21 protein-coding genes and 1 tRNA gene are annotated in these 22,941 nt (G+C 68.2%); 13 read left to right on the top strand and 9 right to left on the bottom strand.

Annotated elements, in window-relative coordinates; genetic code table 11:
* The first annotated feature begins 58 nt into the window (after positions 1-58).
* The 3 genes from QHF84_RS15865 to QHF84_RS15855 all read left to right on the top strand — a co-directional run bounded on the left by QHF84_RS15865 (position 59) and on the right by QHF84_RS15855 (position 3,601).
* Positions 59-1,381 carry an amidohydrolase gene (locus QHF84_RS15865; RefSeq protein ID WP_281314143.1) on the top strand — a complete coding sequence of 441 codons (1,323 nt, stop codon included), beginning with the start codon at positions 59-61 and terminating at the stop codon, positions 1,379-1,381.
* A gap of 58 nt (positions 1,382-1,439) precedes the next feature.
* Positions 1,440-1,817, top strand: coding sequence for a hypothetical protein (locus tag QHF84_RS15860; RefSeq protein WP_281314142.1), 378 nt, complete (start codon positions 1,440-1,442; stop codon positions 1,815-1,817).
* 119 nt (positions 1,818-1,936) lie between these two features.
* Positions 1,937-3,601 (top strand): hypothetical protein, encoded by a 1,665-nt coding sequence (locus QHF84_RS15855; RefSeq protein ID WP_281314141.1) that lies wholly within the window; start codon positions 1,937-1,939, stop codon positions 3,599-3,601.
* A gap of 12 nt (positions 3,602-3,613) precedes the next feature.
* Here the strand turns inward: QHF84_RS15855 and QHF84_RS15850 are convergent, their stop codons facing one another.
* Positions 3,614-5,155 carry an anthranilate synthase component I family protein gene (locus QHF84_RS15850; protein WP_281314140.1) on the bottom strand — a complete coding sequence of 514 codons (1,542 nt, stop codon included), beginning with the start codon at positions 5,153-5,155 and terminating at the stop codon, positions 3,614-3,616.
* Between the two features lie 102 nt (positions 5,156-5,257).
* Between QHF84_RS15850 and QHF84_RS15845 the strand changes: the two genes are divergently transcribed.
* Positions 5,258-5,944 (top strand): thioredoxin family protein, encoded by a 687-nt coding sequence (locus QHF84_RS15845; protein ID WP_281314139.1) that lies wholly within the window; start codon positions 5,258-5,260, stop codon positions 5,942-5,944.
* 75 nt (positions 5,945-6,019) lie between these two features.
* On the opposite strand, the gene QHF84_RS15840 is transcribed toward QHF84_RS15845, so the two are convergent.
* Entirely contained in the window at positions 6,020-6,628 is a 609-nt protein-coding gene (locus QHF84_RS15840) for a response regulator (RefSeq protein ID WP_136930390.1), read from the bottom strand.
* Positions 6,629-6,965: 337 nt separating this feature from the next.
* Here QHF84_RS15840 and QHF84_RS15835 point away from each other — a divergent pair.
* Both QHF84_RS15835 and aroB read left to right on the top strand, forming a co-directional pair.
* Positions 6,966-7,039, top strand: a tRNA-Pro gene (locus QHF84_RS15835).
* A 207-nt stretch (positions 7,040-7,246) separates the two neighbouring features.
* Complete coding sequence (gene aroB, locus QHF84_RS15830; protein ID WP_281314138.1) at positions 7,247-8,353, top strand: 3-dehydroquinate synthase; 1,107 nt, start codon at positions 7,247-7,249, stop codon at positions 8,351-8,353.
* A 55-nt stretch (positions 8,354-8,408) separates the two neighbouring features.
* Here the strand turns inward: aroB and QHF84_RS15825 are convergent, their stop codons facing one another.
* Together QHF84_RS15825 and QHF84_RS15820 are read right to left on the bottom strand one after the other, a co-directional pair.
* The gene (locus QHF84_RS15825) at positions 8,409-8,903 is read right to left on the bottom strand and encodes a hypothetical protein (RefSeq protein WP_281314137.1); all 495 of its coding nucleotides are present in this window, start codon (positions 8,901-8,903) and stop codon (positions 8,409-8,411) included.
* A 45-nt stretch (positions 8,904-8,948) separates the two neighbouring features.
* Positions 8,949-9,158, bottom strand: a complete 210-nt coding sequence (locus tag QHF84_RS15820) for a hypothetical protein (protein WP_281314136.1) — start codon at positions 9,156-9,158, stop codon at positions 8,949-8,951.
* Positions 9,159-9,409: 251 nt separating this feature from the next.
* Between QHF84_RS15820 and QHF84_RS15815 the strand changes: the two genes are divergently transcribed.
* From QHF84_RS15815 to QHF84_RS15800, 4 genes are all read left to right on the top strand, one after another.
* On the top strand, positions 9,410-9,925 hold the full coding sequence (locus QHF84_RS15815) for a hypothetical protein (protein WP_281314135.1): 516 nt from the start codon (positions 9,410-9,412) through the stop codon (positions 9,923-9,925).
* An 83-nt stretch (positions 9,926-10,008) separates the two neighbouring features.
* Positions 10,009-10,470, top strand: a complete 462-nt coding sequence (locus QHF84_RS15810) for a hypothetical protein (protein WP_281314134.1) — start codon at positions 10,009-10,011, stop codon at positions 10,468-10,470.
* A 186-nt stretch (positions 10,471-10,656) separates the two neighbouring features.
* Complete coding sequence (locus QHF84_RS15805; protein WP_281314133.1) at positions 10,657-11,757, top strand: hypothetical protein; 1,101 nt, start codon at positions 10,657-10,659, stop codon at positions 11,755-11,757.
* A complete protein-coding gene (locus tag QHF84_RS15800; protein ID WP_281314132.1) occupies positions 11,750-13,759 on the top strand; it encodes a TonB-dependent receptor in 2,010 nt (669 codons plus the stop codon). Before QHF84_RS15805 ends, QHF84_RS15800 begins: the two co-directional genes overlap by 8 nt.
* Here the strand turns inward: QHF84_RS15800 and QHF84_RS15795 are convergent.
* Genes QHF84_RS15795 through QHF84_RS15780 form a run of 4 tightly spaced genes read right to left on the bottom strand, consistent with a single transcriptional unit; the run spans position 13,756 to position 17,140 of the window.
* Positions 13,756-14,160, bottom strand: a complete 405-nt coding sequence (locus QHF84_RS15795; protein ID WP_281314131.1) for a GFA family protein — start codon at positions 14,158-14,160, stop codon at positions 13,756-13,758. The genes QHF84_RS15800 and QHF84_RS15795 overlap by 4 nt on opposite strands.
* Before the next feature lies 1 nt (position 14,161).
* Positions 14,162-15,964 (bottom strand): fatty acyl-AMP ligase, encoded by a 1,803-nt coding sequence (locus tag QHF84_RS15790; protein ID WP_281314130.1) that lies wholly within the window; start codon positions 15,962-15,964, stop codon positions 14,162-14,164.
* Positions 15,961-16,227 (bottom strand): phosphopantetheine-binding protein, encoded by a 267-nt coding sequence (locus tag QHF84_RS15785; RefSeq protein WP_281314129.1) that lies wholly within the window; start codon positions 16,225-16,227, stop codon positions 15,961-15,963. The genes QHF84_RS15790 and QHF84_RS15785 overlap by 4 nt, the downstream gene beginning before the upstream one ends.
* Positions 16,228-16,237: 10 nt before the next feature.
* On the bottom strand, positions 16,238-17,140 hold the full coding sequence (locus tag QHF84_RS15780) for a helical backbone metal receptor (protein WP_281314128.1): 903 nt from the start codon (positions 17,138-17,140) through the stop codon (positions 16,238-16,240).
* A 163-nt stretch (positions 17,141-17,303) separates the two neighbouring features.
* Between QHF84_RS15780 and QHF84_RS15775 the strand changes: the two genes are divergently transcribed.
* On the top strand, positions 17,304-18,461 hold the full coding sequence (locus QHF84_RS15775) for a peptide-N-glycosidase F-related protein (RefSeq protein ID WP_281314127.1): 1,158 nt from the start codon (positions 17,304-17,306) through the stop codon (positions 18,459-18,461).
* Between the two features lie 17 nt (positions 18,462-18,478).
* The gene (locus QHF84_RS15770) at positions 18,479-19,531 is read left to right on the top strand and encodes a Ca2+-dependent phosphoinositide-specific phospholipase C (RefSeq protein WP_281314126.1); all 1,053 of its coding nucleotides are present in this window, start codon (positions 18,479-18,481) and stop codon (positions 19,529-19,531) included.
* A 1-nt stretch (position 19,532) separates the two neighbouring features.
* On the opposite strand, the gene QHF84_RS15765 is transcribed toward QHF84_RS15770, so the two are convergent.
* A complete protein-coding gene (locus QHF84_RS15765) occupies positions 19,533-21,257 on the bottom strand; it encodes a rhomboid family intramembrane serine protease (RefSeq protein WP_281314125.1) in 1,725 nt (574 codons plus the stop codon).
* A 118-nt stretch (positions 21,258-21,375) separates the two neighbouring features.
* Between QHF84_RS15765 and QHF84_RS15760 the strand changes: the two genes are divergently transcribed.
* Positions 21,376-22,824, top strand: coding sequence for an MFS transporter (locus QHF84_RS15760; RefSeq protein ID WP_281314124.1), 1,449 nt, complete (start codon positions 21,376-21,378; stop codon positions 22,822-22,824).
* Positions 22,825-22,941 lie beyond the last annotated feature (117 nt).

Below are 22,941 nucleotides of genomic sequence, written 5' to 3'. Positions count from 1 at the left end.
CGAACATTCGTTGTAGGATGCGCCACGGCGCTAGCGCCGGGAGCCCGGAGGACGAGCCGTGAAGACGCTGATCAAGGACGTGGACATCGTGACCCTCGACGAAAAAGGCACGGTGATCCGGGGCGGCGCCATCGCCATCGACGGCGCGTGTATCGTGGCCGTCGGAGAGGCCCCCGCCGAATTCGTGCCCGACACGACGATCGATGGCACGAACCACGTCGCCGTCCCCGGATTTTTCAACGCTCACTGCCACGCGTCGATGTCGCTCGTGCGCGGCTACGCGGAGGACCTGCCGCTCGATCGCTGGTTCAACGAGCGCGTCTGGGTCGCCGAATCCGCGCTCGGTCCCGAGGAGGTGCGCGCGGGCGCGCGGTTAGCCGCGTGCGAGATGATCCGCTCGGGCACGGTCGCCTTCAATGATCACTACTTCTACATGGACCACGTCGCCGAGGCCGTGGAGGCTTCGGGGATGCGCGCCTCGCTCACGTGGTGTCAGTTCGGGCTCGGCGCGGGAAAGGAAGTCGGCGCGGATCTCGAAGGCGCGCTCGCATTCGCGGAGCGATGGCACGGCAAAGCGGACGGACGTATCCGCGCGATGCTCGGGCCGCACTCGCCGTACGTCTGCCCGCCCGCGTTCCTGCGCGAGATCGCGGCGCTCGCGAAGGAGAAGGGGCTCGGCCTGCACATTCACCTCGCCGAGAGCGACGAGCAGGTGAGCCGCTCGCTCGCCACGCACGGCGTGACGCCCACGCGGCTGCTCGAAGAGACGGGCGTGCTCGACGTACCCGCGATCGCGGCGCACGCGCTTTACCTGAGTGACGACGACGTGGCGATCCTCGCGCGGCGCGGGACGACCGTGGCGTATTGCCCGATCACGTACATGAAGCTCGCGATGGGCCCGGGCGACGTGCCGCGGCTGCTCCGCGCGGGCGTCAACGTCGCGCTCGGGACCGACGGGCCGGCGTCGAACAACGACATGGACATGAAGGAAGCGGTCCGCTTTCTCCCGCTCCTTCAGAAGCTCGCGCGCCGCGACGCGGAGGCGATCGCCGGCGACGCATCGCTCCGCATCGCGACGCAGGCCGGCGCGCGCGCGATGGGTTTTTCCGAGGCGGGCGTGCTCGAAGCGGGACGAGCGGCCGACCTCGTGCTCTTCGATTTCGACAAACCCCACCTCGTGCCGCGCCACGACCTCGTGGCGAACCTCGTGCACGCGGCGAAGGGCAGCGACGTGAGCCACGTCTTCGTGGCTGGAAAGCTCCTCTACGAGAACGGGACGATCCTGACGCTCGACGAGGAGAAGATCCGCGCCGAGGCCGAGCGTGCGGCATTTCGGATGGTCTCCCGCGATTTGACCGTCCTCCGCGAATACCAGTCCTAGGCGCGCGGACTCCGAGCGGAAAGGACGCGTCGCGCGCCTCTTGCATCGGCGCGTCTTCATGAATGAACTGAAGACGAGGCCTGCCGGCATCATCGTCGTGGCCGTGCTCATGGCGCTCAGCGGCGTGCTCACCGTGCTCTCCAGCATCCCAGCCGTCACGGGCGCGCAGCTACCGCCTTGGGCGATCGCGCTCGACCTCGCCGTCGGGATTGCCATGTTCGCCGTGGCGTGGGGGCTCCTCACGCTGCGCGCCTGGGCGTGGGTCGTGACGCTTGGAATCCAGGCGGTGAACGGCCTCTTCGCGATCGTCTCGGTCGCGGCGGCGCCGGCCGCCTGGCCGGCGTGGATCGCCATCGTGATTGCGGCAGCGGTAATCTTCTATTTGGCGCGACCGAACGTCCGATTGGCCTTCGGCGTGGGCATGCGCCGCGCCTGACCTGATCGCCAGGATTTCCCAAATGAGAGCTGCCTGCCGGTCTCGACCGGTGTACGCTCGGCTCTTCTGCGAATCGACCATCGACGTTCTTGTCGATGGGATACCCGCGGGAGGTCCGAATGCGTGTTTTCCATTTCCCCCCTTCGATTCCTGTCCTCATGCTCGTCACCGCTTGTGGCTTCGCCGGTTGCGGCGCGGAGCCCGGTGATCCTTCGACGTCGAACCCCCTGGTCCCCGGGGCGCCGTCCGCGATCCTCGGTCCGCCCGAGGACGAAGTCTGCGACGGCCGCGACAATGACCACGACGGCGAGGTCGACGAGGACGATCCGTCGTACGGCCTCGCCTGTGACACGGGCCAGCCGGGCATTTGCGCCGCCGGCACGCTCACCTGCGGCTACTACGCCGAGCTCGAATGCGTGCCCGATCAGGCGCCGCAGCCCGAGGATTGCAGCACGCCCGAGGACGAGGATTGTGACGGCTTCGGCGGCTGCCCCGGCGGCACGCACGTCTGGAGCCGCGGCGTCCTCGACCAGGGAGGGCAGACGTTCGGCCCTGTGGCGACCGACGCCTCGAACAACATCTTCGTCGGTTTCAGCGCCTCGGACGGCAACGTCGATTTCGGCAGCGGTCCGATCCCCATTACGGGCGGGATGGGCGTGGTCGAATACGACGCGGCCGGCTCCGCCGCGTGGGTGAAGCCCCTCTGCCCGAACGTCGGCGGCACGAGCGGCGGGACCATTTACTCCGTCACGGCGGACGGCGCGGGCAACGTGCTCGCCGCCGGCATCTTCAGCGGCACCTGTGATTTCGGCACGGGGCCATTGACGGTCGCGGGGCTCGGCTCCTTCCTCGTGAAGCTCGACCCCGCGGGCAATACGCTCTGGGCGCGAGCCTTCGCGGGAGGCTCGTTCGGCGGCAGCGTCGCCGCGGACGCGTTCGGCAACGTTTACTACGCGAGCTACAGCACCCAGCCCTTCGATTTCGGAGCCGGCCCGCTCGCCGGCGCCGACGAGGACGTGGTCCTCGGGAAATTCGACGCGGCGGGCAACCTCGTCTGGGGCAAGAGGTTCGTCGCGACGAAATCACAAAGGCTCCCGGTGATCGACGTCGACGCGGCGGGCGACGTCGTCCTCGGCTTCCTCTACAACAGCTCGGCCGACGTCGGCACGGGCGCGCTCTCCGGCTCGGGCGTCGAGATCCTTCTCGCGGAGATCGACCCTTCGGGCAACACGATCTGGGCGAAGAACCTCGGCGGCCAGTACGACCAGATCCTGTCTTCGCTCCGCGTCGATCCGAGCGGCAACCTCCTCCTCGGCGGCTACTTCTACTACCGCGCCACGTTCGGCGGGCCGACGCTCACCGGCCTCGGCAATTACGACGGGTTCGTCGCCAAGCTCGACCCGACGGGCAACCACGTCTGGACCAAGCGCCTCGGTGGCCCGAATTATCAGGAGCAGGTGCTGCTCGACGTCGACGCCGCCGGCAACGTCAGCGTCGCCGGCCATTTCCAGGGCAGCGTCGATCTCGGCCTCGGCTCGGTCCCCGGCTCCTCCACGACGACGTACGACATCTTCGCCGCGAAGCTCGATCCTTCGGGCGCGACGCTCTGGGCCGGGCATTTCGGCGACAGTGAGGAGCAGCGGCTCGGCGGCGTCGCCGTCGACACCGCCGGGAACACGATTCTCGCAGGCGCGCTCTACGGCGGCTCGATCGATTTCGGTGGCGGCGCGCTGAACGCGAACCTCACCTCCGGCGACGCCTTCCTCGCCAAGCTTTCGCCCTGATCGAGGGCGCTCCTAGCTCGCGGCCCCCGAATCATTCGAGCCCGCGTCGCCCCCACCATTCGAATTCGTCGCGTCCGCGGCCGCCGCCTCCGCCGCGGCCGCCGCCTCCGCCGCGGCCGCCTCGGCCTTCTTCCGCTCCGCCTCCTCGCGCCGCTTTTGCAGCGCCGCGGCCTCCGCCTCGCGCCGCTCGACCGCGTCCTGCGCGCTCCGGATCGCCGCCAGCGCCGCGCGCGCCTTGATGCGCGTCTCCTCGGCCTCGCGCAGCGGCTCGCTGTCGGCCACGATCCCGGCGCCCGCCGTCACCTCGAACTCCGCGCCGCGCGCGATCACCGTGCGGATCGGGATCGCGAAGTCGACCGTTCCATCCGGAAGCACGTACCCGATCGCGCCGCCGTACACGCCGCGCGGACCGGGCTCGAGCTGGCGGATGATCTGCATCGCTCGCACCTTCGGCGCGCCCGAGAGCGTCCCCGCCGGCATCGCTGCACGCACCGCGTCGATCGGCGACTTGTCCTCCGCGAGCGTCCCTTCCACCTCGCTCACGAGGTGCATCACGTGCGAGAAGCGCTGCACCTTCATCTCGCTCGTCACGGACACCGAGCCCGGCGCGGCCACGCGGCCCACGTCGTTGCGCGCCAGATCGACGAGCATCACGTGCTCGGCGCGCTCCTTCGGATCGGCCACGAGCTCACGCTCGAGCGCCTCGTCCTCCTCTTGTGTCGCGCCGCGCTTGCGTGTCCCCGCGATCGGCCGGAGCGTCACCTTGCCGCCCGACACGCGCACCATCGTCTCGGGCGACGCGCCCGCGATCGCCATCCCTTCGGCGAACGGCGTCTCCGAAAAATCCAGGAAGAACAAGTACGGCGAGGGCGAGAGCACCCGGAGCGCGCGGTACACGTCGAACGGGTCCGCGTTTCGCAGCGGCGCGCGGAACGTTCGAGCCAAAACGATCTGCAGGCAGTCGCCCGCCTCGATGTACTGCTTCGCCTTCGCGACTTTCGCCGCGTACGTGTCGTCGTCGATGTTCGGCTCGGCGAACAGCGCTTCGAGCGTCGGATCCGGCGACGGCAGCGGATCGAGCTCCGGCCCGTGCGTCATCTCCCACGCGCACCGATCGATCGCGCCCTTCGAGCGACCTGCGATCGTGAGCGTCTGCTCGAGGTTGTCGAACACGACCACGGTGCAGTCGCGCATGAGCCGCCCGCTCATGCCCTCGTTCGGCCACGGCTTGATGCCGTTCGCCACGTTCGCCGCGTCGTAGACGAGGTAGCCGACGAGCGCTTGCGAGAAGCGCGCCGCGAGCCCCTCGGCGTTCTCGAGCTCGGCGGCGTCGCTGGCGAGCAGCTCGAGCGCGTTCGCGCCCGGCGGGTAGGCGTGCTCGGTGCGCGCGCGGTAGCCGAGGATCGAGTAGCGTCCCCAGCGCTCTCCAGGCAGTACGGACTCGAGCAGAAACGACGAACGACCGGCGGATTGTGCCCGGAGCGCGTTGTACGCGCGGACAGGCGTGACGTGATCGGCGGCGAGGGTCCGGGTGAGGATCTGGCTCTGGCTCACGCGCGAGAGGTTACACCGAGCGAGCATGCCTTGCCGCGTGGATTCAGGCCTGCGCCAGCGCCTTGCTCCGGTGCGACCGGGGCGGCATCGTGTGACCTTGCGATGCGCACTTCGCTGAAGCACCTGTTCACGCTGTCCGCGTTCGTCCTGCTCACTGCGTGCGGCGGCGCGCGCTCGTATCCGAAGGACGCGCGCACCGTGATCGTCTCGCTCGACAAGATCGACTGCAGCGACTGCGGCGACGAGATCGTCGCGGACTTGCGTGAACGCCCGGGCGTCTACGACGCTCGGTTCGATCGTCGCAAGGCGGAAGTGCAGGTCGTGGCCGCGCCGAATTTCGACGTGTTCACGGCGGTCCGCAAGCTCGCTGCCGAGGACGGGTTCGAGGCGATCCTCGGCGCGGGCAAGGGCCGTTATCTCGAACGCGCCGCGTTCCCCGAGGGCGCGGACGTGCGCACGGTCGTGGAGGACGGAGGCGACGTACCGGACCTCGCGCCGCATCTCGCGACGGACAAGGTCACGGTCGTCGACTTCTCGGCGGAGTGGTGCGGCCCGTGCCGCAAGGTGGACGAGCACATGGCGAAGGTGCTCGGCGCGCGCACGGACGTCGCGTATCGGCGCCTCGACGTGGGGGACTGGGACACGCCGCTCGCGAAGCGCTACCTCGCGAACGTTCCCCAGCTCCCGTACGTCGTCGTGTACGACAAGCGCGGCAAGGCGATCGATCGCATCACCGGCGTGGACATCACGCGGCTCGACCGCGCGATCGCGAAAGCTTCAGCGCCCTAGCTCTTCTCCCCCCTCCCGCTCTTCTCTTCTCCCCCTCTCCTGCGAGGGAGAGGGGGCGGGGGGTGAGGGCGTCATTCAATACTGACCGAAGAGGTCCTGGATGCGTGACTCCAGGGCGACCGCGATCTTGTAGAGCGACGAGATCGACGCGCTCGACTCGGCGCGCTCGATCTGCGAGAGCAGCGACACGCTGAGACCCGTGCGGCGAGCCATCTGCTTCAGCGTCAGATCCTTCTCCTTGCGGAGGTTGCGGATCGTGTCGCCGATGACGCGGTGCAGCTGCTCTTCGGGTGTGCGCGCCAGGCCCTTCTTGCGCATCACGCGGGCGAGCACCTCGCGGAACTCGTCCACGTTGAAGGGCTTCTTGATGTAGTCGACGGCGTCGAGCTTCATCGATTGCACGGCGCTCTCCAGGTTCGGGAAGCCCGTGAAGATGACGACCGCGATGTCGGTGTCGACCTTGCGGATGCGCTTGAGCACCTCGATGCCGTCGAGCTTGGGCATCATCAGATCGAGGATGATGAGGTGATACCCGCCCGTGCGGACCTCCTCCTCCACGGCCGACGGATCGACCAGGGTCTTCACCTGGTACCCATCCCGCTCGAGCAACGTCTGCATGTAGTCGCAGATGGCTCGGTCATCGTCCACGATCAGGATGCGAACTGCCGGAAGCTCGATTGCCACCTTGTCCTCCTATTCGCGGCCACATCGACTGGGGCTCTCGTCGACGCCCGAAGGCTTCGTCCCCCCCCTGGAGTCGCCGCATGTTCGGCCTGGGGGGCTCTGAGCGCCCCCAGGTCACGTCTCGATTCCAGTAGCACTTTAACACGAGCCCGTCCGCTCCGGGATCGACTTTTTTACTTGCGTTTCTAGATTTTTCCGCTCATCCGACGTCCCCGGCGGACGTGAGGACGCCCAGGGCGGTGGCCCGTCGGTGAAATCTCTGCTCGACAGGACTTGACAGAAGCGTCCGGTGCGAGCATGGTCCGCCCCCACGTCGGTGGCGAAAGCCCGCGGCGTACGGGGCGTAGCGCAGCCTGGTAGCGCACTCGGTTCGGGACCGAGGAGTCGGAGGTTCAAATCCTCTCGCCCCGACAAGGCAGTAGCGAAGTACACGAGAACAGTCCCCGGTAGGCTCGGCCTCCCGGGGATTGTTCGTTTGTGCCCACGATCGCGCTCGACCGATCGGTACGCCGCATGCAGGCGTGCTCACTTCCGGAGAGCGCTGTGATTGTCCACGTCAGAGCCTCGGCATCGTCGTTCGAGTACCCCGTCTGCTTCACGAGCGACGTGTTCTCGCCGATGAACCGTGACTTGCGCCACCTCATCGTGCGGCGCGAGCCCGACGTCCGGCACCGCGTCGCGGCGATCGTCGACCGCGGTGCGATCGCTGCCCAGCCCGAGCTGAATTTGCACATCGAGCGGTATGCCCGGTGTCACAACGACGCGCTGGATCTCGTGGCCCCGCCGATCGTTCAGGGCGGGGGCGAGAGCATGAAGGACGACGCGACGCTGCCCGCGCGCCTGCAGGCGTACTTCCACGCCCTGGAGCTCGATCGACGCTCGGTCCTGCTCGTCGTGGGCGGTGCGTCGCTGCTCGACCTCGTGGGCTTCGCCGCGTCGATGGTGCAGAGCGCGCCGCGCGTCGTCCGCGTGCCCACGACGACGCTCGCGCAGGCCGGACCCGCGGTGCTGCCGAAGAGCGCCATCAACGCGTTCGGCACGAAGGACTTCCTGTGCAGTTTCCGCGCGCCCTACGCGGTCGTGTGCGATCGCCGCTTCGTCGAGACCCAGAAGACGCGCGAAAAGGTCTTCGGCCTCGTCCAGGCCGTACGCGCCGCGCTCCTGTGGGACGAGGAGCTTTTCGGCTGGATCGTCTCGCACGCCCACCGGCTCGCCTCGGGCGAACGCGACGCCGTCGCGGAGCTGCTCCAGCAGAGCGCCGCCCTGCACGCCGACTTCGCGGCGATGGCGCCGAACGAGGACGTCTACGGAGCGGAGGGGCCGCTCGCGTTCGGGGCATGGTCGGCGGATCGGATCGAGCTGCACACGGAACGGCGCATCCGTCAGGGCGAGGCGCTCGCGGTGGGCATCGCGCTCGACACGACGCTCGGCGCGCTGCACGGGACGAACACGGAAGGCGAGCGCGAGTCGATCCACCGGCTGCTCGAGCGGCTCGGGCTGCGGCTGTGGCACGACACGCTCGGCAACGTCGATTCCGAGGGACGGCTCTTGCTCCTCGACGGTTTGTCGGAGCGGTCCTTTGGGCGGTCGCCGCACGTGCCATTGCTGCAAGGGATCGGCAATGGCGTGGTTCCGCACGAGCTGCGCGAGGACGTGCTGCGGGAGGCCATCACGCGGCTGGCGCATCGGGATGCGCATCGGGCGCATGCATTTGCGCTGGCCTGACAAGGGGATGGCGGCGCGGCTGGGATAGGGCGCCGCCGTCCCACCCTTGCGTCGGTCAGCCGGTGGGGGCCGCGGTCTTTACGGCCTCGGCATTCTTGCGGCGCGTCTTCGCGGCTTTCTCGGCGATCTGCGCGTTGTACTTGACGGTCTTCTCGAATGCGTTGAGGAGCGCTTCGTCTCCGCCGCGGCGCGCCGTCGACTTCACGGAATCGACGATGGCGGCGATGTCGTTTTCACGCTCGTGCACCTTCTTCGCGCGTGATTCCCGGACGACCTCGAGGGCCTTGGCGAGGATGACCTCGTGGGCGGCGAGTTTGTCGATTGAGGCATTGGCGTCGAGGATGCGCTGATGGACCTTCGGCAGATTGCCGGCGTCGTCGCCGAGGGCGGGGATGCTGACGGCGAGCTCTGCGAATACGTCGGCGAGGCCGTCGTGCTCGAAGCGGAGGTGGGCCATCGCGCCCGGGGCGAGGTCGACGAGGTCGGCCTGGCAATCCTTGAGGGAGAACTCGAACGGACCGGGATAGGGCTTTGCAGCTACATTGGACATCGCGATACCTCTTTTGCAAGGGTTGCGGGGAAGGCGGGAACGTAATCAGAGGAATCGCGCCGTCGAGGGGTGGGCGTGATTCAGCACGAAATCGACGGCGAGGGTGGGTGAGGTCGTCGGGATGGGTCGACGAAGTCGTCGAGCAGGGTCGACGATGACGTCGAGCGGGCACGCGGGATCGTCGGGCGGATCGACGAGCGCGTGGCAACCGGCGACGAGGTCGTCGGGAGAGGTCGACGATTGCGTGGGCGGCATCGACGAGGTCGAGGGGGCGGGCGGTGAGGGCGTCGGGGGGAGGGGACGACGGCGCGGGGCGGGTCGACGATTGCGTCGCAGGGGGCGGTGAGGGCGTCGGCGTGGGCGGTGAGCTCGCTGAGCGGCGACGTCGATTGCGTGGTGCGGGTCGACGAGTTCGTCGAGATTGGCGACGTGCAGGGATAACCTTCGAAACGTTGCCCGGTTTGGAAGCGCTCTCGTAGGTTCGCGAAGCGGGCCGGAGGGCGAGGATGTGGGCGCTGGGGATCGGGGTGCTGGTGGTGGGGGTGGTCGTGTTCGGGGGTGGGTGCTCGGAGGACAAGTGCAGGAATCCGAAGATCATCCCGGGTAAGGTGGGGCGAAACCAAGGCGAGGGGCCTGCGGTGAAGTGCAACGCGGTGGTGACTTGTACCCGGAACGGAGGGCTTCCACCTACCGTCGAGGTGTTGAAGGATGTCGAGGATCCGCAGGTCGTCGAGCAGGGGTCTTGGACCGAAAACCGGTGCAAGGAAGCCCTTCTCACGAGAAAAAGGATCGGCCCAGGTACCGATTGCACTGCCCAATTCTCTCCAGCGCTCATTTGCCTGGACGTGGACGCCGCAGCGGGCGGACCTGGTCCGTCGCCCACCGGCGAGACATTCATCACCATGGGCGTGGGCGTGAGCGTCGGCGCAGGCAGCGGCGACTACTGGTCCGATGCGCAGGGGGCTGGTGGCGCGGGGAGCGCCGAGGCCTATCCCGGCGATGAGGGACAGGGCGGGATTTGAAGCATGGTAACGAACACGCGCTCGCGTTCCCGGATCCGGTGGTGTAGGGTCCACGCGCCGGAGCGACGGAAGGGGAGCATCACATGAAGCGTCATGGTGCCGCGCTCATCGTCATCGCCGCCATTGCCATCCTGAACCTCGGCTCCGGGTCGCGTGCGGATGACTGGCGTGAGCCGAGCCCGGAGTCCTGCAAGACGGATCTCGGGTTCGTCTTCGACTGGTGCGAGAGCCGAGCTCACTGGCCGTGCGGCATCCACGACGAGTATCGTGCTGCGTGCCAGGCCGGCTGTGTGATGCGCCTCTGCCCGGAGCAAATCAGCTGCACCGAGCTCGACCCGATGTGGTGTGGGATCCCCTGCGAGGACCCGAATGGCGCCACCTTCTGGCGCGACAGTCAGATTGCCTCGGAGCGCTGCGATCACCTAATGGATGATCAGGACGGCAACGGCGAATGGGATTCACAAGAGTCCCGGGCCTGGCGCGATTGCAGGGACGCGATTAGGACGGAGCGATGCCCCGCGTACCCTGCACGGCGCGAGCAGTAGATACGAAAAGCATTCGACGGCCTTCTCGAGGAGGAGTCCAGCTTGGCCCGGTAAAGCTCCACCCCGCCCCCCCGTCCCCTTCGCCCCCGCGACCCGCGCCAGCGCGCCGCTGCCCTCCGTCCGGACGTCCAAGATCCTGCGACCGCGTTGCGCGTCGCCGTCTCACGTGATGCAATGCGCGCCGCCATGAGCGACGTCGAAAGCCGGCTGAGCAGCGCCATCTCCGCGGTCCGCTCCTACCTCGAGGCGAAGCTCCTCGGCGAGGCCGTCGTCGCCTCGGAGAGGGCCATGGAGATCGCCCACGAGCTCGGGCGGGATCATCCGAGGTACGTCGAGGCCGCGCGCATCGCCGCGCTCGCCTACGCGCTCGACAACAACGCCGGCATGTCCGCGCGTTACCAGCGCCTCGCCATCGCCGGCGCCGAGCGGCAGCCGACGTACCCGAAAGATCGGCTCGGATCGCTGCACTTCGACCTCGCCCGCGCCGAGCTCGATCGCGGCCGCCAAGAAGAGGCCGCCGCGGAGCTCGAAGCGGCGATCCCCTTGCTCTGCCAGAACCGCGCGGATCGGGATGCCGAGGCGCGGCAGGCCATGTTCCTGCGCGTCGCGCTCTGCATGGTCGCGGGTGATCCGAAGGAGGAGATGGATGCGCTCGTGGGGCGCCTCCGCGCGTGGCTCGAGCCCGTCTTCGAGGATCCCGAGGCGACGGCCGACACGAAGGCGCTCGCCGAGCACGACATGGTCACGTCGCTTTGTTCCTCGGCGCGGCTCAGGATCGCGCAGCGGCGCTGGGACAAAACCGAGGCGGCGCTGCTCGAAGCGTTCGAACGCGCCGAGCGGCACATGCTCACGGCCGATCGGCCGAACCCACATCTGCTCGGGCTCGTGAGCGAGGTCTACAAGGAGATGCGCCGCGCCTCGAAGGACGAGAGCACGGCGATCCGCACGCGCGCCGAGTCGCTGCTCGGGCCTGCGGCGGAGCGTGCCGAGCGGCTCTTCTGGGCGCAGCTTCGGGTCGTCGTCGCGGATGCGCAGAAGTCGCTCGGTTGGTCCGAGGGGCACATCGCGCGGCTGCTCGAACCCGCGCTCCACGAGGGCGATCTCGCGATCGATCTCAACCGCCATCCGCTGCTTCATGGGCTCACGGAGGTGCTCGGCCGGCACGCGGCCAAGGGGACGCATCTGCGGGATCAGGGGCCGGACGAGCTTCGCCACGTGATGCGTGGAGACAAGACGCTCGCCGCGGCGATCGACGTGATGGAGACGGCTGGCCTTTCGGATGTTTGAAGCGCTCCGGCGCGCGGGGCTCGGCCTCGCGCTCGCCACGTCCCTCGCTGCCGCCCCCACGCTCGCCCAGGAGGAGCCGCCGCCCGCGGAGCCCGCGCCGCCGGAAGAGCCCGCGCCTGCGCCGCCCGAGCCGCCTCCGCCTCAGCCGATCGAAGTGACCGTCGAGGGCGATCGGGCGCCGGCGGGGTCGGTCTCGCTCAAGCGTCGGGACATTCGGGAAATGCCGGGCGTGCTCGGCGATCCGTACCGCGCGATCGAGGTGCAGCCGGGCGTGACGCCGACGGCGAGCGGGTTGCCCTACTATTACATTCGCGGCGCGCCGCCCGGGAACATCGGGTTTTTCTACGACGGCGTGCGCGTGCCTCTGCTCTTTCACGTGGGCGCGGGGCCGAGCGTGATTCCGGCGCCGCTCGTCTCGCGCGTGACGCTGCACATGGGCCCGTATCCGGCCGACATCGGGCGGCTCGCGGGCGCGGCGGTCGAGGCCGAGGCGGCGCCGTTTCCGAATGAATGGAAGGGCGAGGGCGCGTTCCGGTTCGTCGACGTGGGCGGCGTGGTCGAGGGGCCGATCGGCGACAAGACCACGGTCCTCGTCGGCGGGCATTATGCGTTCGGCGGGCACATTCTTTCGGCGATCATCGACAATGTCGATTTCGGGTACGGCGATTACCAGGCGCGCGTGAGCCGTCGCATCGGCGAGCGCGGCCGGTTCACGGCGCTCGCGTTCGGGGCGTGGGATTATCTGGCGACGACGACGACGGGCGACGCGAGCGGGGAGAAGGACGTCCTGCTCGACGCGGATTTCCATCGATTGGATTTCCGGTACGATCACGATTTCGATTCCGGCGCGAAGCTACGCGCCGCGGTGATGCTCGGGCTCGATCGGTCGAGGGATGTCGGCGCCGAGAGCGCGCAGAACTGGAAGATCGGGGCGCGGCTGCGTGGATCGAAGCCGATCGGCGGGGGAAAGGCGCTCCTGCGCGGCGGGCTCGATCTGATGGTCGATCGGTACGACATCGTGCACAAGGAGCCTTGCGACATCTCCCTCGAAGAGTGCGCCTCCGGGCCGCTCGGCGAGCTCGACGAGGCGTTCCGCGCGCTTTTCCCGAGCCGCTGGGACACGGCCGTGGGCGCGTGGGCGGACGCGCTCGTGGTCCTCTCGGATCGGGCGACGATCACGCCGGGGCTGCGCGTCGACCATTACACGTCGATGGGCAACACGGCGCTCGCGATCGACCCGAAGATCACGGGCCGATTCGGCGTCGGCGATCGCGTGCGCATCGTCCCCTCGTTTGGCGTGGCGTCCCAGCTCCCCGGCTTCGCGCCGCTCCCGGCGCTGCAGATCGGCGGCATCACGGGCGGCCTTCAGCGAGCCTTGCAATCGAGCTTCGGCGCCGAGGTGAAACTCTCGCCCATTCCGGTCGAGATCAGCGGCTCGCTCTTCCGCCAGGTGACGTTCAACCTCACGGACCCGATCGGCTCCGACCGCGGCACGAACCTCGGCCCCGCGCGGTTCCTCTCGCGCAGCACGGGCGACGCGTATGGCCTCGAGCTCTCCGCGCGCGGCGCATTACGCAAGGATCTGCTCTTCCTCGCCTCGTACACGCTTTCCCGATCGACCCGCACATCGAAGAGCGGCGTCACGACGCCCTCGGCGGTCGATCGAACACACGTCGCGCACGTGGCCTTGCTCTACGACCTCGGCAAGGGCTGGAAGGCGGGCGTGCGGCACGTGTTCTACAGCGGTTTTCCCGCGCAGGAGGCGGGCAGCGGCGCCGTGGCCGAGGATCCGCCGCGGGTGCGGCCTTTTTATCGGCTCGATCTGCGCGTGTCGCGGCGGTGGAAGGTCGGCGAGACGGGGTTCGTCTCGCTCGTGCTCGACATGCAGAATGCGACGTTGAGCAAAGAGGTCTTCGACGTGACGTGCGCCCGCGGGATCTGTCAGCCGCGACTCCTCGGGCCGATCACGATCCCGCAGCTATCGGTGGAGGCGGGGTTTTAGAGGTATTTCGTGACGGCGGGCGGGTTCATCCAGTTGTTGTTCCGCCCGTCGTAATACTGGATCGGGGCTGCGGCGAGCTCCGCCGGATCGACGTCGTCGAGGCTGGCCACGTTGATCGAGACGAACGCGCCGCCGACCTCCTCCAGGAATCCGCCGCCGAACATCGTCACGCCGCAGCTCTTGCAGAAGAGGTGCTGCATCGAGTTCGAGCCGAACCGATAATCGGCGAGCGCCGACTGCTCCGTGAGCAGGCGGAACGCCTCGGGCTTGACGATCGCGCCCCACCACCGGGCCTTCGCGCAATACGTGCAATTGCACCGGCCCGTGCCCGCCGAAAGATCGATGTCCGCCTCGAAGCGGACCGCCCCGCAATGACAGCTCCCTTTGTAGGTCTTCTTCATTTCAATCGTCGCTCTTTCCGAAGAGCCGGTGCCGGAAGTATCCGATCTGGCTCTTCGCGATCTCTTTCACGAGATCGAGTTTGTCCACCTCGCGCGCACTCGTCCTACCGAGAAGCTCTCCGGATTCGTACAGCTCGCGCGTCTTGGCGCGCTGGAGCTTGCCGCTCGACGTCTTAGGCAAGACGCCCGGCGCGAGCGGCACGACGTCGTCGACGGTCAGGCCCACGCTCTGCTGCACCGCCTTGCGCACGTCGGCTTCGAGCCGCTTCTTTGCGGCCTCGTCCTTTTCGCCCGTCTCGAACGCGATGACCACGCGCTCGCGATCCGAGGGGCCCTTCATCGTGCCGAACGCGATGACGTTGCCCTTGCGCACGCCCTCGACCTGGCTCGCCTCCCACTCGATGTCCTGCGGGTAGTAGTTCCGGCCGTTGACGATCACGACCTCCTTCGAGCGCCCGCAGATGTAGACCTTCCCATCCGCGATGTACCCGAGGTCGCCCGTGCGCAGATAGCTGCCCGCGAACGACCGTTTCGTCACCTCGGGGTCGTTCCAGTAGCCTTGCATCACGCTCGGCCCCAAGATGCGCAGCTCGCCGACCTCGCGCTCGGGCAAGGGGCGCGCGCTCGTGTCGTCGTCGGACGCGAACACCTTGATCTCGTGGCCCTCGAAGGGCATGCCGCACTCGACGATGCCCGAGGCGCGCGGCGCGCCTTCCGCCACGGGTTCGGCGCGGCCCTTCGACCAGAGCGTCTCGCCGTCGACGACGTCGGTGCGCACGCCCGTCCAGATCTTGCTGAACGAGACCGCGAGCGTCGACTCGGCCATGCCGTAGCAGCACACGAACGCGCGCTCGTCGAAGCCGATGCGGGAAAACTTCTCCGCGAAGGCGCGGAGGTTCTCGGCGCGGATCGGCTCGGCGCCGCAACCCGCGATGCGCCAGCTCGACAGATCGAGCCCCTCCATCTCGCTCTCCTTGATGCGCTTGACCGCGAGCGCATAGGCGAAATTGGGGCCGAACGAGATCGTGCCCTTGTACTTCGAGATCGATTCGAGCCAGCGCGCCGGGCGCTTCAGGAAGAGCAGCGGCGGCAGGAACGTGATGGAGTTCCGGTGGTAGACGGGCGCGATCACGAAGCCGATGAGCCCCATGTCGTGGTAGAGCGGCAGCCACGAGACGCCGTGATCGACGCCGTCTTGGATGCTCAGGCCCACGGGCATGATCGCGTGCACGTTCGCGGCGAGGTTTCGGTGCGTGAGCGTCACGCCCTTCGGCCGCGCGGTCGAGCCGCTCGTGAACTGCAGGAAGCAGACGTCGTCGAGGTCGACCTTTTCGGGCCGCAGTTTGTCGTTCGACGTGCGCACGCCCTCGACCGCGACGACCTTCTCGAGCCCCGGCGCCTGCGCCTGGATCGTCCCGAGGATCTTCTTGATGTCGCTGCTCGTGAGCAGCACGCGCGCGCCGCTCTTCGCCACGATGTGCAGCGTGTTTTCGAGGTAACCCGCGAGTTTGCCGAGGCCCGTCGGCGGGTAGATCGGCACGGGGATGATGCCGGCCCGCACGGCGCCGAGGAACGCGAACACGAAATCGGCGTTGTCGGGGAGGATCAAGGCGACGCGGTCGCCTTTGCGCAGGCCCATGGCCTGCATCGCGCCGCCGTATCGAGCGCTCATCCGCTCGACGTCGGCGTACGAGTGGTAGGGCGCGACGTCGGGTGATTCTTCGAGGAAACGGTAGCCCGTGCTGCTGCTCGCCGCCGCGTCCTCGATGGCCTGCGCGACGGTGCGGGGCGAAGGCGCGCTCATCCTTCGAGCCTTCCGTCGTTTTCGAGGCGCGTGAGGACCGCGGTCGCGACGTCGCCGATCGTGTTGATCTCGCGCAGCGCCTCGTCCGGGATCGTGAGCTTGAAGGTGTCCTCGAGGTCGGCGAGCACCTCCATCACCCCGAGCGAATCGATGCCGAGATCGGCGACGATCTCACTCTCCGCGCTCACGTCGACCTCGGTCTGCTTGTGCTGGCCGAACACCTCGACGAGCTTCTTTTGGACGTTTTCCCGACTCCAAGTCATGGGGCGCTTCCTACCCCAATTCGCCCCCGTTCACCAGACGCCTCAGCCGCTCGAAGCCCTCCACGCTGCGCGCGCCGTACCACATGAGGTCTTTGCCGTTGCAGAAGAGCACGCGGCCGGTCTTCGCGGCGGGGATGTCGAGCTTGCGGAAGACCTCGGCGTCGGCCTCCGTGAACGCGTGCGGCTCGTCGGGCAAGAGGACCACCTCGGGCTGCCGCGCGACCACCTCGTCCAGCGTGACCCGCGGATAACGCGTGTCACGGCTGCCCACGCGCTCGGGCGGAAGCGGCGCGGCCTTGCCGAGATCGGCGGCGAGCGGGTAGCGGCGCCTGCGGTCCGCGAAGATGTTTTGCGCTCCAACGAGATCCATCATGTCGGAGATGAACGTCTCCTCGTGCACGGTCATGAGCGGGTCCATCCAGATCGGGACGAACGCGCGGACGGGCACGCGCTCGCCGCGGTGTTTCTCGGCCTCGCGATGCGCGTGGTAGGCCGCGGCGAGGAGCGAGCGGGCGGCGTCGTCGCGATCGAGGCCGAGGGCGAGGGCGAGGCGCGCGAGGTGCGCGATCCCGTCGGCGACGCGCTTGGGGAACGAGACGAACACAGGGGCGCCGGCCGCTTCGAGGCGCTCGATCTGCGAGCGGGTGTTCTCTTCCTGGTTCGCGATCACGAGGTCGGGTTCGAGGGCGAGGACCTTGTCGACGTCGACGTCTTTCGTGCCGCCGACGTCCTCGATCGCCTCGACTTCGCCCTCGGGCGCGATGCAAAAGCGGGTTCGTCCGACCAGGCGGTCTTTGGCGCCGAGGCGGATGACGGAGTAGGTATCGCTCGGGACGAGCGAGACGACGCGCCTCGGTGGGGCTGTGAAAATGTGGCGGCGTTGTCTGTCGTCCTGGACCTTGATGATTCTCATCGGCTGGGCTCTTTAGCGCCGGCGGCGCCCTTGGGGGAGGGGGTTTGGGGGCGAAGCTCGGCTCGTCCGAGCGCAGCCCCCCAAGCGTGGACAGACGTCTCCCGACGGAGATGGCTGGCGGGCGGGTTCGACCTTGCTGTAGCCTCGCGTCCGGAGGTTCTCGATGAGGAACGTGCCGTCCGCGCGCGTGGGCTTTGCTGCTTTGTTTGGCGCGCTTTTGCTTGTGGGATGCGGGGGAGGCTCGTCGAGCGGCCAGGGAGGCGCCGGCGGCTCGGGCGGCTCGGGCGGCAGCGGCGGCCAGGGCGGCGGCGGCGGGCCGTCGTATGCGGATCCGTACACGATCACCGCATTCGACGACACGCGCATCACGAGCGACGGGAGCCAGCCCAATTTCCAGACGGTGTTCGCGGACGTCGATTTCAAGGATGGCCCGTTCGCGAGCGCGAAGCTCGTCGTGGACCTCGCGAGCACCTGTTATCCGTTCGACAAGTGGCTCGACAACCCGCCGCCCGAGGGGCAGAACTGGCCGGCCGATTGCGATGCGTTCGATCGCAATTTCGACATCTCGCTCGATGATCCGATGGATCCGGCGACGGAGCCGCCGGGCCTCGAGCTGATGCACGCGATCACGCCGTTCGGCGGGCCGCTGCACCTCGAAATCGACGTCACGGACGTGGCGAACGGCCTGCCGGGCGCGCACCAGATCCGCGCGCACATCACGACGTATTCGGACGGCGCGGGCATGGTCTCGGGGTCGAACGGCGGCTGGAACGTGACGGCGAAGCTCGAAATGGTCCCGGGCGCGCCGCCGCGGAACGTGCTCGCGGTGAAATCGCTCTATTACGGTTCGCAGACGACGGCCGAGGGGCCGGGCGCGCTCAATTTCGAGGCGCCCGCGGGCGCGACGGCGGGCAAGATCGAATTCCGCACGAGTGGCCACGGAGGCGGCAACGCCGGGTCGGGCTGCATCGGGCCCGCCGAGGAGTTCTGCAATCGCACGCACACGGTGTCCGTCGACGGCGCCGTGATCGAGACGTGGAAGCCCTGGCGAACGGACTGCAAGGACCTCTGCACGGAGACCATGCACACCTGGCCGAGCGGAAACAGTTTTACGTACTGCCTCGAAAACCCCTGCGGCGCCATTTCGAGCGTGAAGGCCCCGCGGGCGAACTGGTGCCCGGGGAGCATGACGGCGCCGAAGGTCTGGGAGACGCCCGAGCTCGGAAAGCCGGGGGCCCATACGTTCCAGTGGGTGATCAACACGGTCGAGTCGGGCGGGAACTGGGCTTCGAGCGCCACGTATTTCGCGTACGGACCTTGAACGAAAGGGTGCTTCCGATGTCTCTGCGCGTTCGGGCCGCGGCCTTCCTCGGCCTCGTCGCCGCGCTCGCCGGGTGCGGCGGCGAAGGGGGGTCGCCCCAGGTAAAACCCCCGGATCCGCCGCCCAAGTTCGATTATCCGCTCGACGACGTCCTTCGTCTGAACCATTTGCAGACGAAATCGACGCACAACAGTTATCACATCGAGACCGAGGGCAACACCGTCGGCGAATGGCGCTACACGCACGCGCCGCTCGACGTGCAGCTCGGCGCGCAGGGCGTGCGGCACGTCGAGCTGGATCTGCGGTACGACCTGGATCTCGAAGCGTTCGAGGTCTACCACCTGCCCGTCCTCGACGAGCAGACGACGTGCAGGATGCTCACGGATTGCCTGCGCGTCCTGAAAGACTGGTCCGACGCGCACCGGGCCCACCACCCGATCGTCGTGCAATTCGAGATCAAGGACGCGGTGCCCGCCGACGAGGCCGCGGCGGAGAGTTATTTCGCCGCCTTGCACGAGGAGATCCTCCGCGTTTGGCCGGACGATCGGATCCTCGTCCCGGACGAGGTCCAGGGCGATGCGCCCACGCTGCGGGAAGCGGTCCTTTCGAAAGGCTGGCCGACGCTCGGCGAGGTCCGCGGGCACGTGCTCTTCACGCTGGACGACGAGGGCGAAACGCGGAAGGCGTACACGAAAAACCATACGAGCCTCGCCGGCCGCATCCTCTTCGCGGACGCCTCGCCTGCCGATCCCTGGGCCGCGATCGCGATCGTCAACGATCCCATCGGCGAGGCCGCCGCCATCGCCGAGGCGCTCGCCGCGAACATGCTCGTGCGCACGCGCGCCGACGGGGACCCGGGGGAGGTGATCGAGACGGGCAGCACGATCGAGCGCGAGGCCGCGATCGCGAGCGGCGCGCAGTTCGTCTCGACCGACTTCCCCGCGAAGGTCCCGGAGGCCGAGTACTGGGTCGAGATCCCGAGCGGAATGCCGTCGCGCTGCAACCCCATCACGGCGCCGAGCGAGTGCAGCGCCGAAGCGATCGAGGATCCGAAGTTCGTCGGGCCTTGAGTCAGCGCGCCTCGATCGACGCCACCACCCTCTCTTCGAGCTCCTTCCACCCCTTGGGCCGCTTGCCCTTGCGTGCATACCCGCGCACGATGATCTCGCGCGCGCCCAGGACGACGGTGGACGTGCGGAGTACGTAAACCTCGCGGTTGATCTTCAGCTCGTGCTCGACGAGCACGGCTTTGCGCTCGCCCAGCGTCTCGATGCGCGCCTTGCCGAGGCGCACCGCGTCGTCGTTCTGCGCGCCCTCGTCCGCTTTCGCGCGCACATCCTCCATGAACGCGTCGACCTCTTCGGGGAGCACCGCCCGCGTCAGATCCGCAGCGAAGATCTCCAGGTACACGGGCGTCGTATCGATCGCGCCGTACGTGAACGTCGGCCCGTCGGCGAGCTCTTCCTTCCCGTCCATCTTCGCGAGCCGCGTGGGAACCTCCACGGACAAACCCAGCTCGGGCAGCGCCTTCCGGGTCATCGCGGGCGGCACCTCCAGCGTCCACGGGCCGCCGTAGACGACACCCGCAACGACCGAGGCGAGCATCGCGCCGCTCACGATCACCGCAAACGCCGAGAGCAGGGGACGCGGGGACGGCTCGACGGCGCGTTCATCCGCGCGCTCCTCGACCGGCTTGAGCCCGCGCCCGAGGAGCAACGCCGTCGCCAGGAAGCCCACGATTCCGCCGCCGAAATGCGCGAGGTAGTCGACGCCCGGGAAGAAGCTGATGAGGATGTTCGGCACGAGCGGCCGCCACGCGTTTTGCTTGAGCCGCGTGATGAAGAGCGGCGGCAGGACACCCCGCGGGAAGAGCACGATCGCGAGCACCGCGGTCATGAGGCCCCAGATCGCGCCCGACGCGCCGACGCTCCACCCCCTGCCGCCCAGCGTCGTCGCGATCGCGCCGCCGAGACCCGAGAGGCCGTACAGCACGAGGAAGCGCCGCCACCCGAGGATCGGCTCGAGCATCACGCCGAGGCTCCAGAGCGCGACCATGTTCATCACGAAGTGCGCCGGGCTCGCATGCAGGAAGGCCGAGGCGAGCAGGCGCCACACTTCGCGGTCCTCGACGAACAGCCTGCTCGTCGCGCCGATCGAGAAGAGGGCCGGCGCGTACCCGCCCATGCGTCCCTCCCAGAGCAACATGAGCACGCCGATCACGGCGCACGCGGCGATGAGCCCGAACGTCGCCGGCGTCCTTCCCCGCATCCGCGAGAGCGCGCGCTGATCCCGTCGCGAAAGGTCCCGCCCCTTCACGAGCGCCTCCTGGATTCGCTCGGGCGTGGGCGGCTCGGTCCCGCGGATCTTCTCGGCCGCGTGTTCGAGCAGCGCGAGCTTCGGCCCGTGCACGTGCGCGAACCGGCTCGCGTCGTCGACGTGGTGAAAGCCGACCTTCGTCGACGCTGCGTTGCTCGATGACGCGCGACGCAGCGCGTTCACGATCTCGGGGCCACCACCGACCGCGACGACGTGCGTCGGGACCGGCGCTTGCCGCGCGGACTCCACGATCTGCGCGAGCAGCTTCGGCAGCCTGTCCATCGCGTCGCGATCCCGCGTGGGCAGGAGGAGGATCTGCGGCGGCGCGCTCGTCGTCACCACGTGCGACACGACGGGGCCATGCTGAAAGAGGCAGCTCTCCGGATCTTCCGCGAAGATCGCGCCGAGCAGCCTGTCCCTTCGGACGACGCTCGGGTCTGTCGCGAGCTCCACCTCCTCGATCCTCTCCTCGGGCATCATGCGCCGTTCCTCGTTTCGTGGTGTCGGGGACGGCGGAGAGTTGCAGGCGTTTCGCTGCGCCGCAACGTGGCTTTACGCGTGCGAACGGAGGGAAGGCTCGGGTAGGATGGGGTCCGTCATGCCCGACTGGCTCAAGAACCTCTTGCCGATCGTGCTCCTCCTCGCGGCGATCGCCGTGGTCGTCAGCCGCTTGCCGAAGATCGATCTCGGCCACTCGGAGGCCTTCAAGCGTCGGCGTTTCCTGAACTGGTTCCCCCTCGGGCTCACGTACGCGCTGCTCTACTTCGGCCGCTACAACCTCTCGGCGAACGCGTCGCTGATGGAGAAGATCGGCCTTCTCACGAAGCAGGAGTACGGCGACATCGACGGCGTGGGCTCGATCCTGTACGGCGTGGCCTTCCTCCTGAATGGCCCGCTCACGGATCGATGGGGCGGGCGGGCGACGATCCTCATCGCGGCCGGCGGCTCGGCGGCCATGAACGCGCTGCTCGGCGTGGTCACGATGCGCGCCCAGGCCGGCCAGATGGACCATGGCACCGTCGTCTCCGCGATGACCGTGCTCTTCGCGGCGAACATGTATTTCCAGAGCTTCGGCGCCGTCTCGATCGTCAAGGTCAACGCGCCCTGGTTCCACATCCGCGAGCGCGGCGTGCTCGGCGGCGTCTTCGGCATCCTGATCTCGCTCGGCCTCTACTTCGCCTACGACTGGAGCCGCTTCATCGCGAAGGCGATGGGCATGACGGCGGCCTTCATGGTCCCGGCGGCCCTGCTCGTCGGCTTCTTCGCCCTCGACGCGTTCATCATCCGCGATACGCCCGGACAAGCGGGTTTCGCCGATTTCGACACCGCGGACGCTTCGAGCGGCGACACGGGCGAGCCGGTGGGGCTCGCCGAGGTCGCGCGGAGGATGTTCTCCCAGAAGGTCATCTGGATCATCATCGCAATCGAGTTTTGCAGCGGCTTTCTCCGGAACGCCGTCATGAAATGGTACCTCGTCTTCGCCGACAAGACGGGCGTCAAGGACGGGTTCGTCTCGGCGAACTGGGGCGTCTTGCTCTGCGTGGCCGGCATCCTCGGCGGCATCTTCGCGGGGCTCATCTCCGATCACGTCTTCGAATCGCGCCGCGGCCCGGTCGCGTCGGTGCTTTATGCGGGCTTGCTCGGGGGCGTGGCGGTCACGCTGGCCGTGCTCGGCAGCCCCATCACGGGCTGGGCGGTCGTCTTCATGTCGCTCTGCGTGATCGGCGTGCACGGCATGCTCTCCGGCACCGCGAGCATGGATTTCGGCGGAAAGAAGAATGCCGGCGTGGCCACGGGCATCATCGACGGATTCGTGTATCTCGGCACGGGCTTCCAGTCGCTCCTGTATGCCCGCATCCTGCCCTCGGGCGACGCCGCGAAGGATCCCGCGAACTGGAAGCAATGGCCGATCGCCATGCTCCCGGTCGCGGCCATCGGCCTGCTCTTCGCCACGCGCGTGTGGAACGCCAAGCCCAAGGCGGCCGCCGCGGCGCCCGCGGCCGACGCAAAAAAAGCAGAGTCCAAGCCGGAAGCCGCGGTGGCTTGACGGGATGAAGCGGCGTGGGGCCGGCGCTACGGCCGGTGGACCAAGAGACACGGCCCTTCGCGGCGAGATCGCGCGAGCGCCGCGTCTTCCCCGAAAACGAGGCCCGGCACGGATCCT

The sequence above is a fragment of the Polyangium sp. y55x31 genome (genome assembly GCF_029946505.1).
Classification (GTDB): Bacteria; Myxococcota_A; Polyangia; order Polyangiales; family Polyangiaceae; genus Polyangium.
Note: the sequence above shows the minus strand (reverse complement) of the source record. Positions and strands in the feature narration are given on the sequence as shown.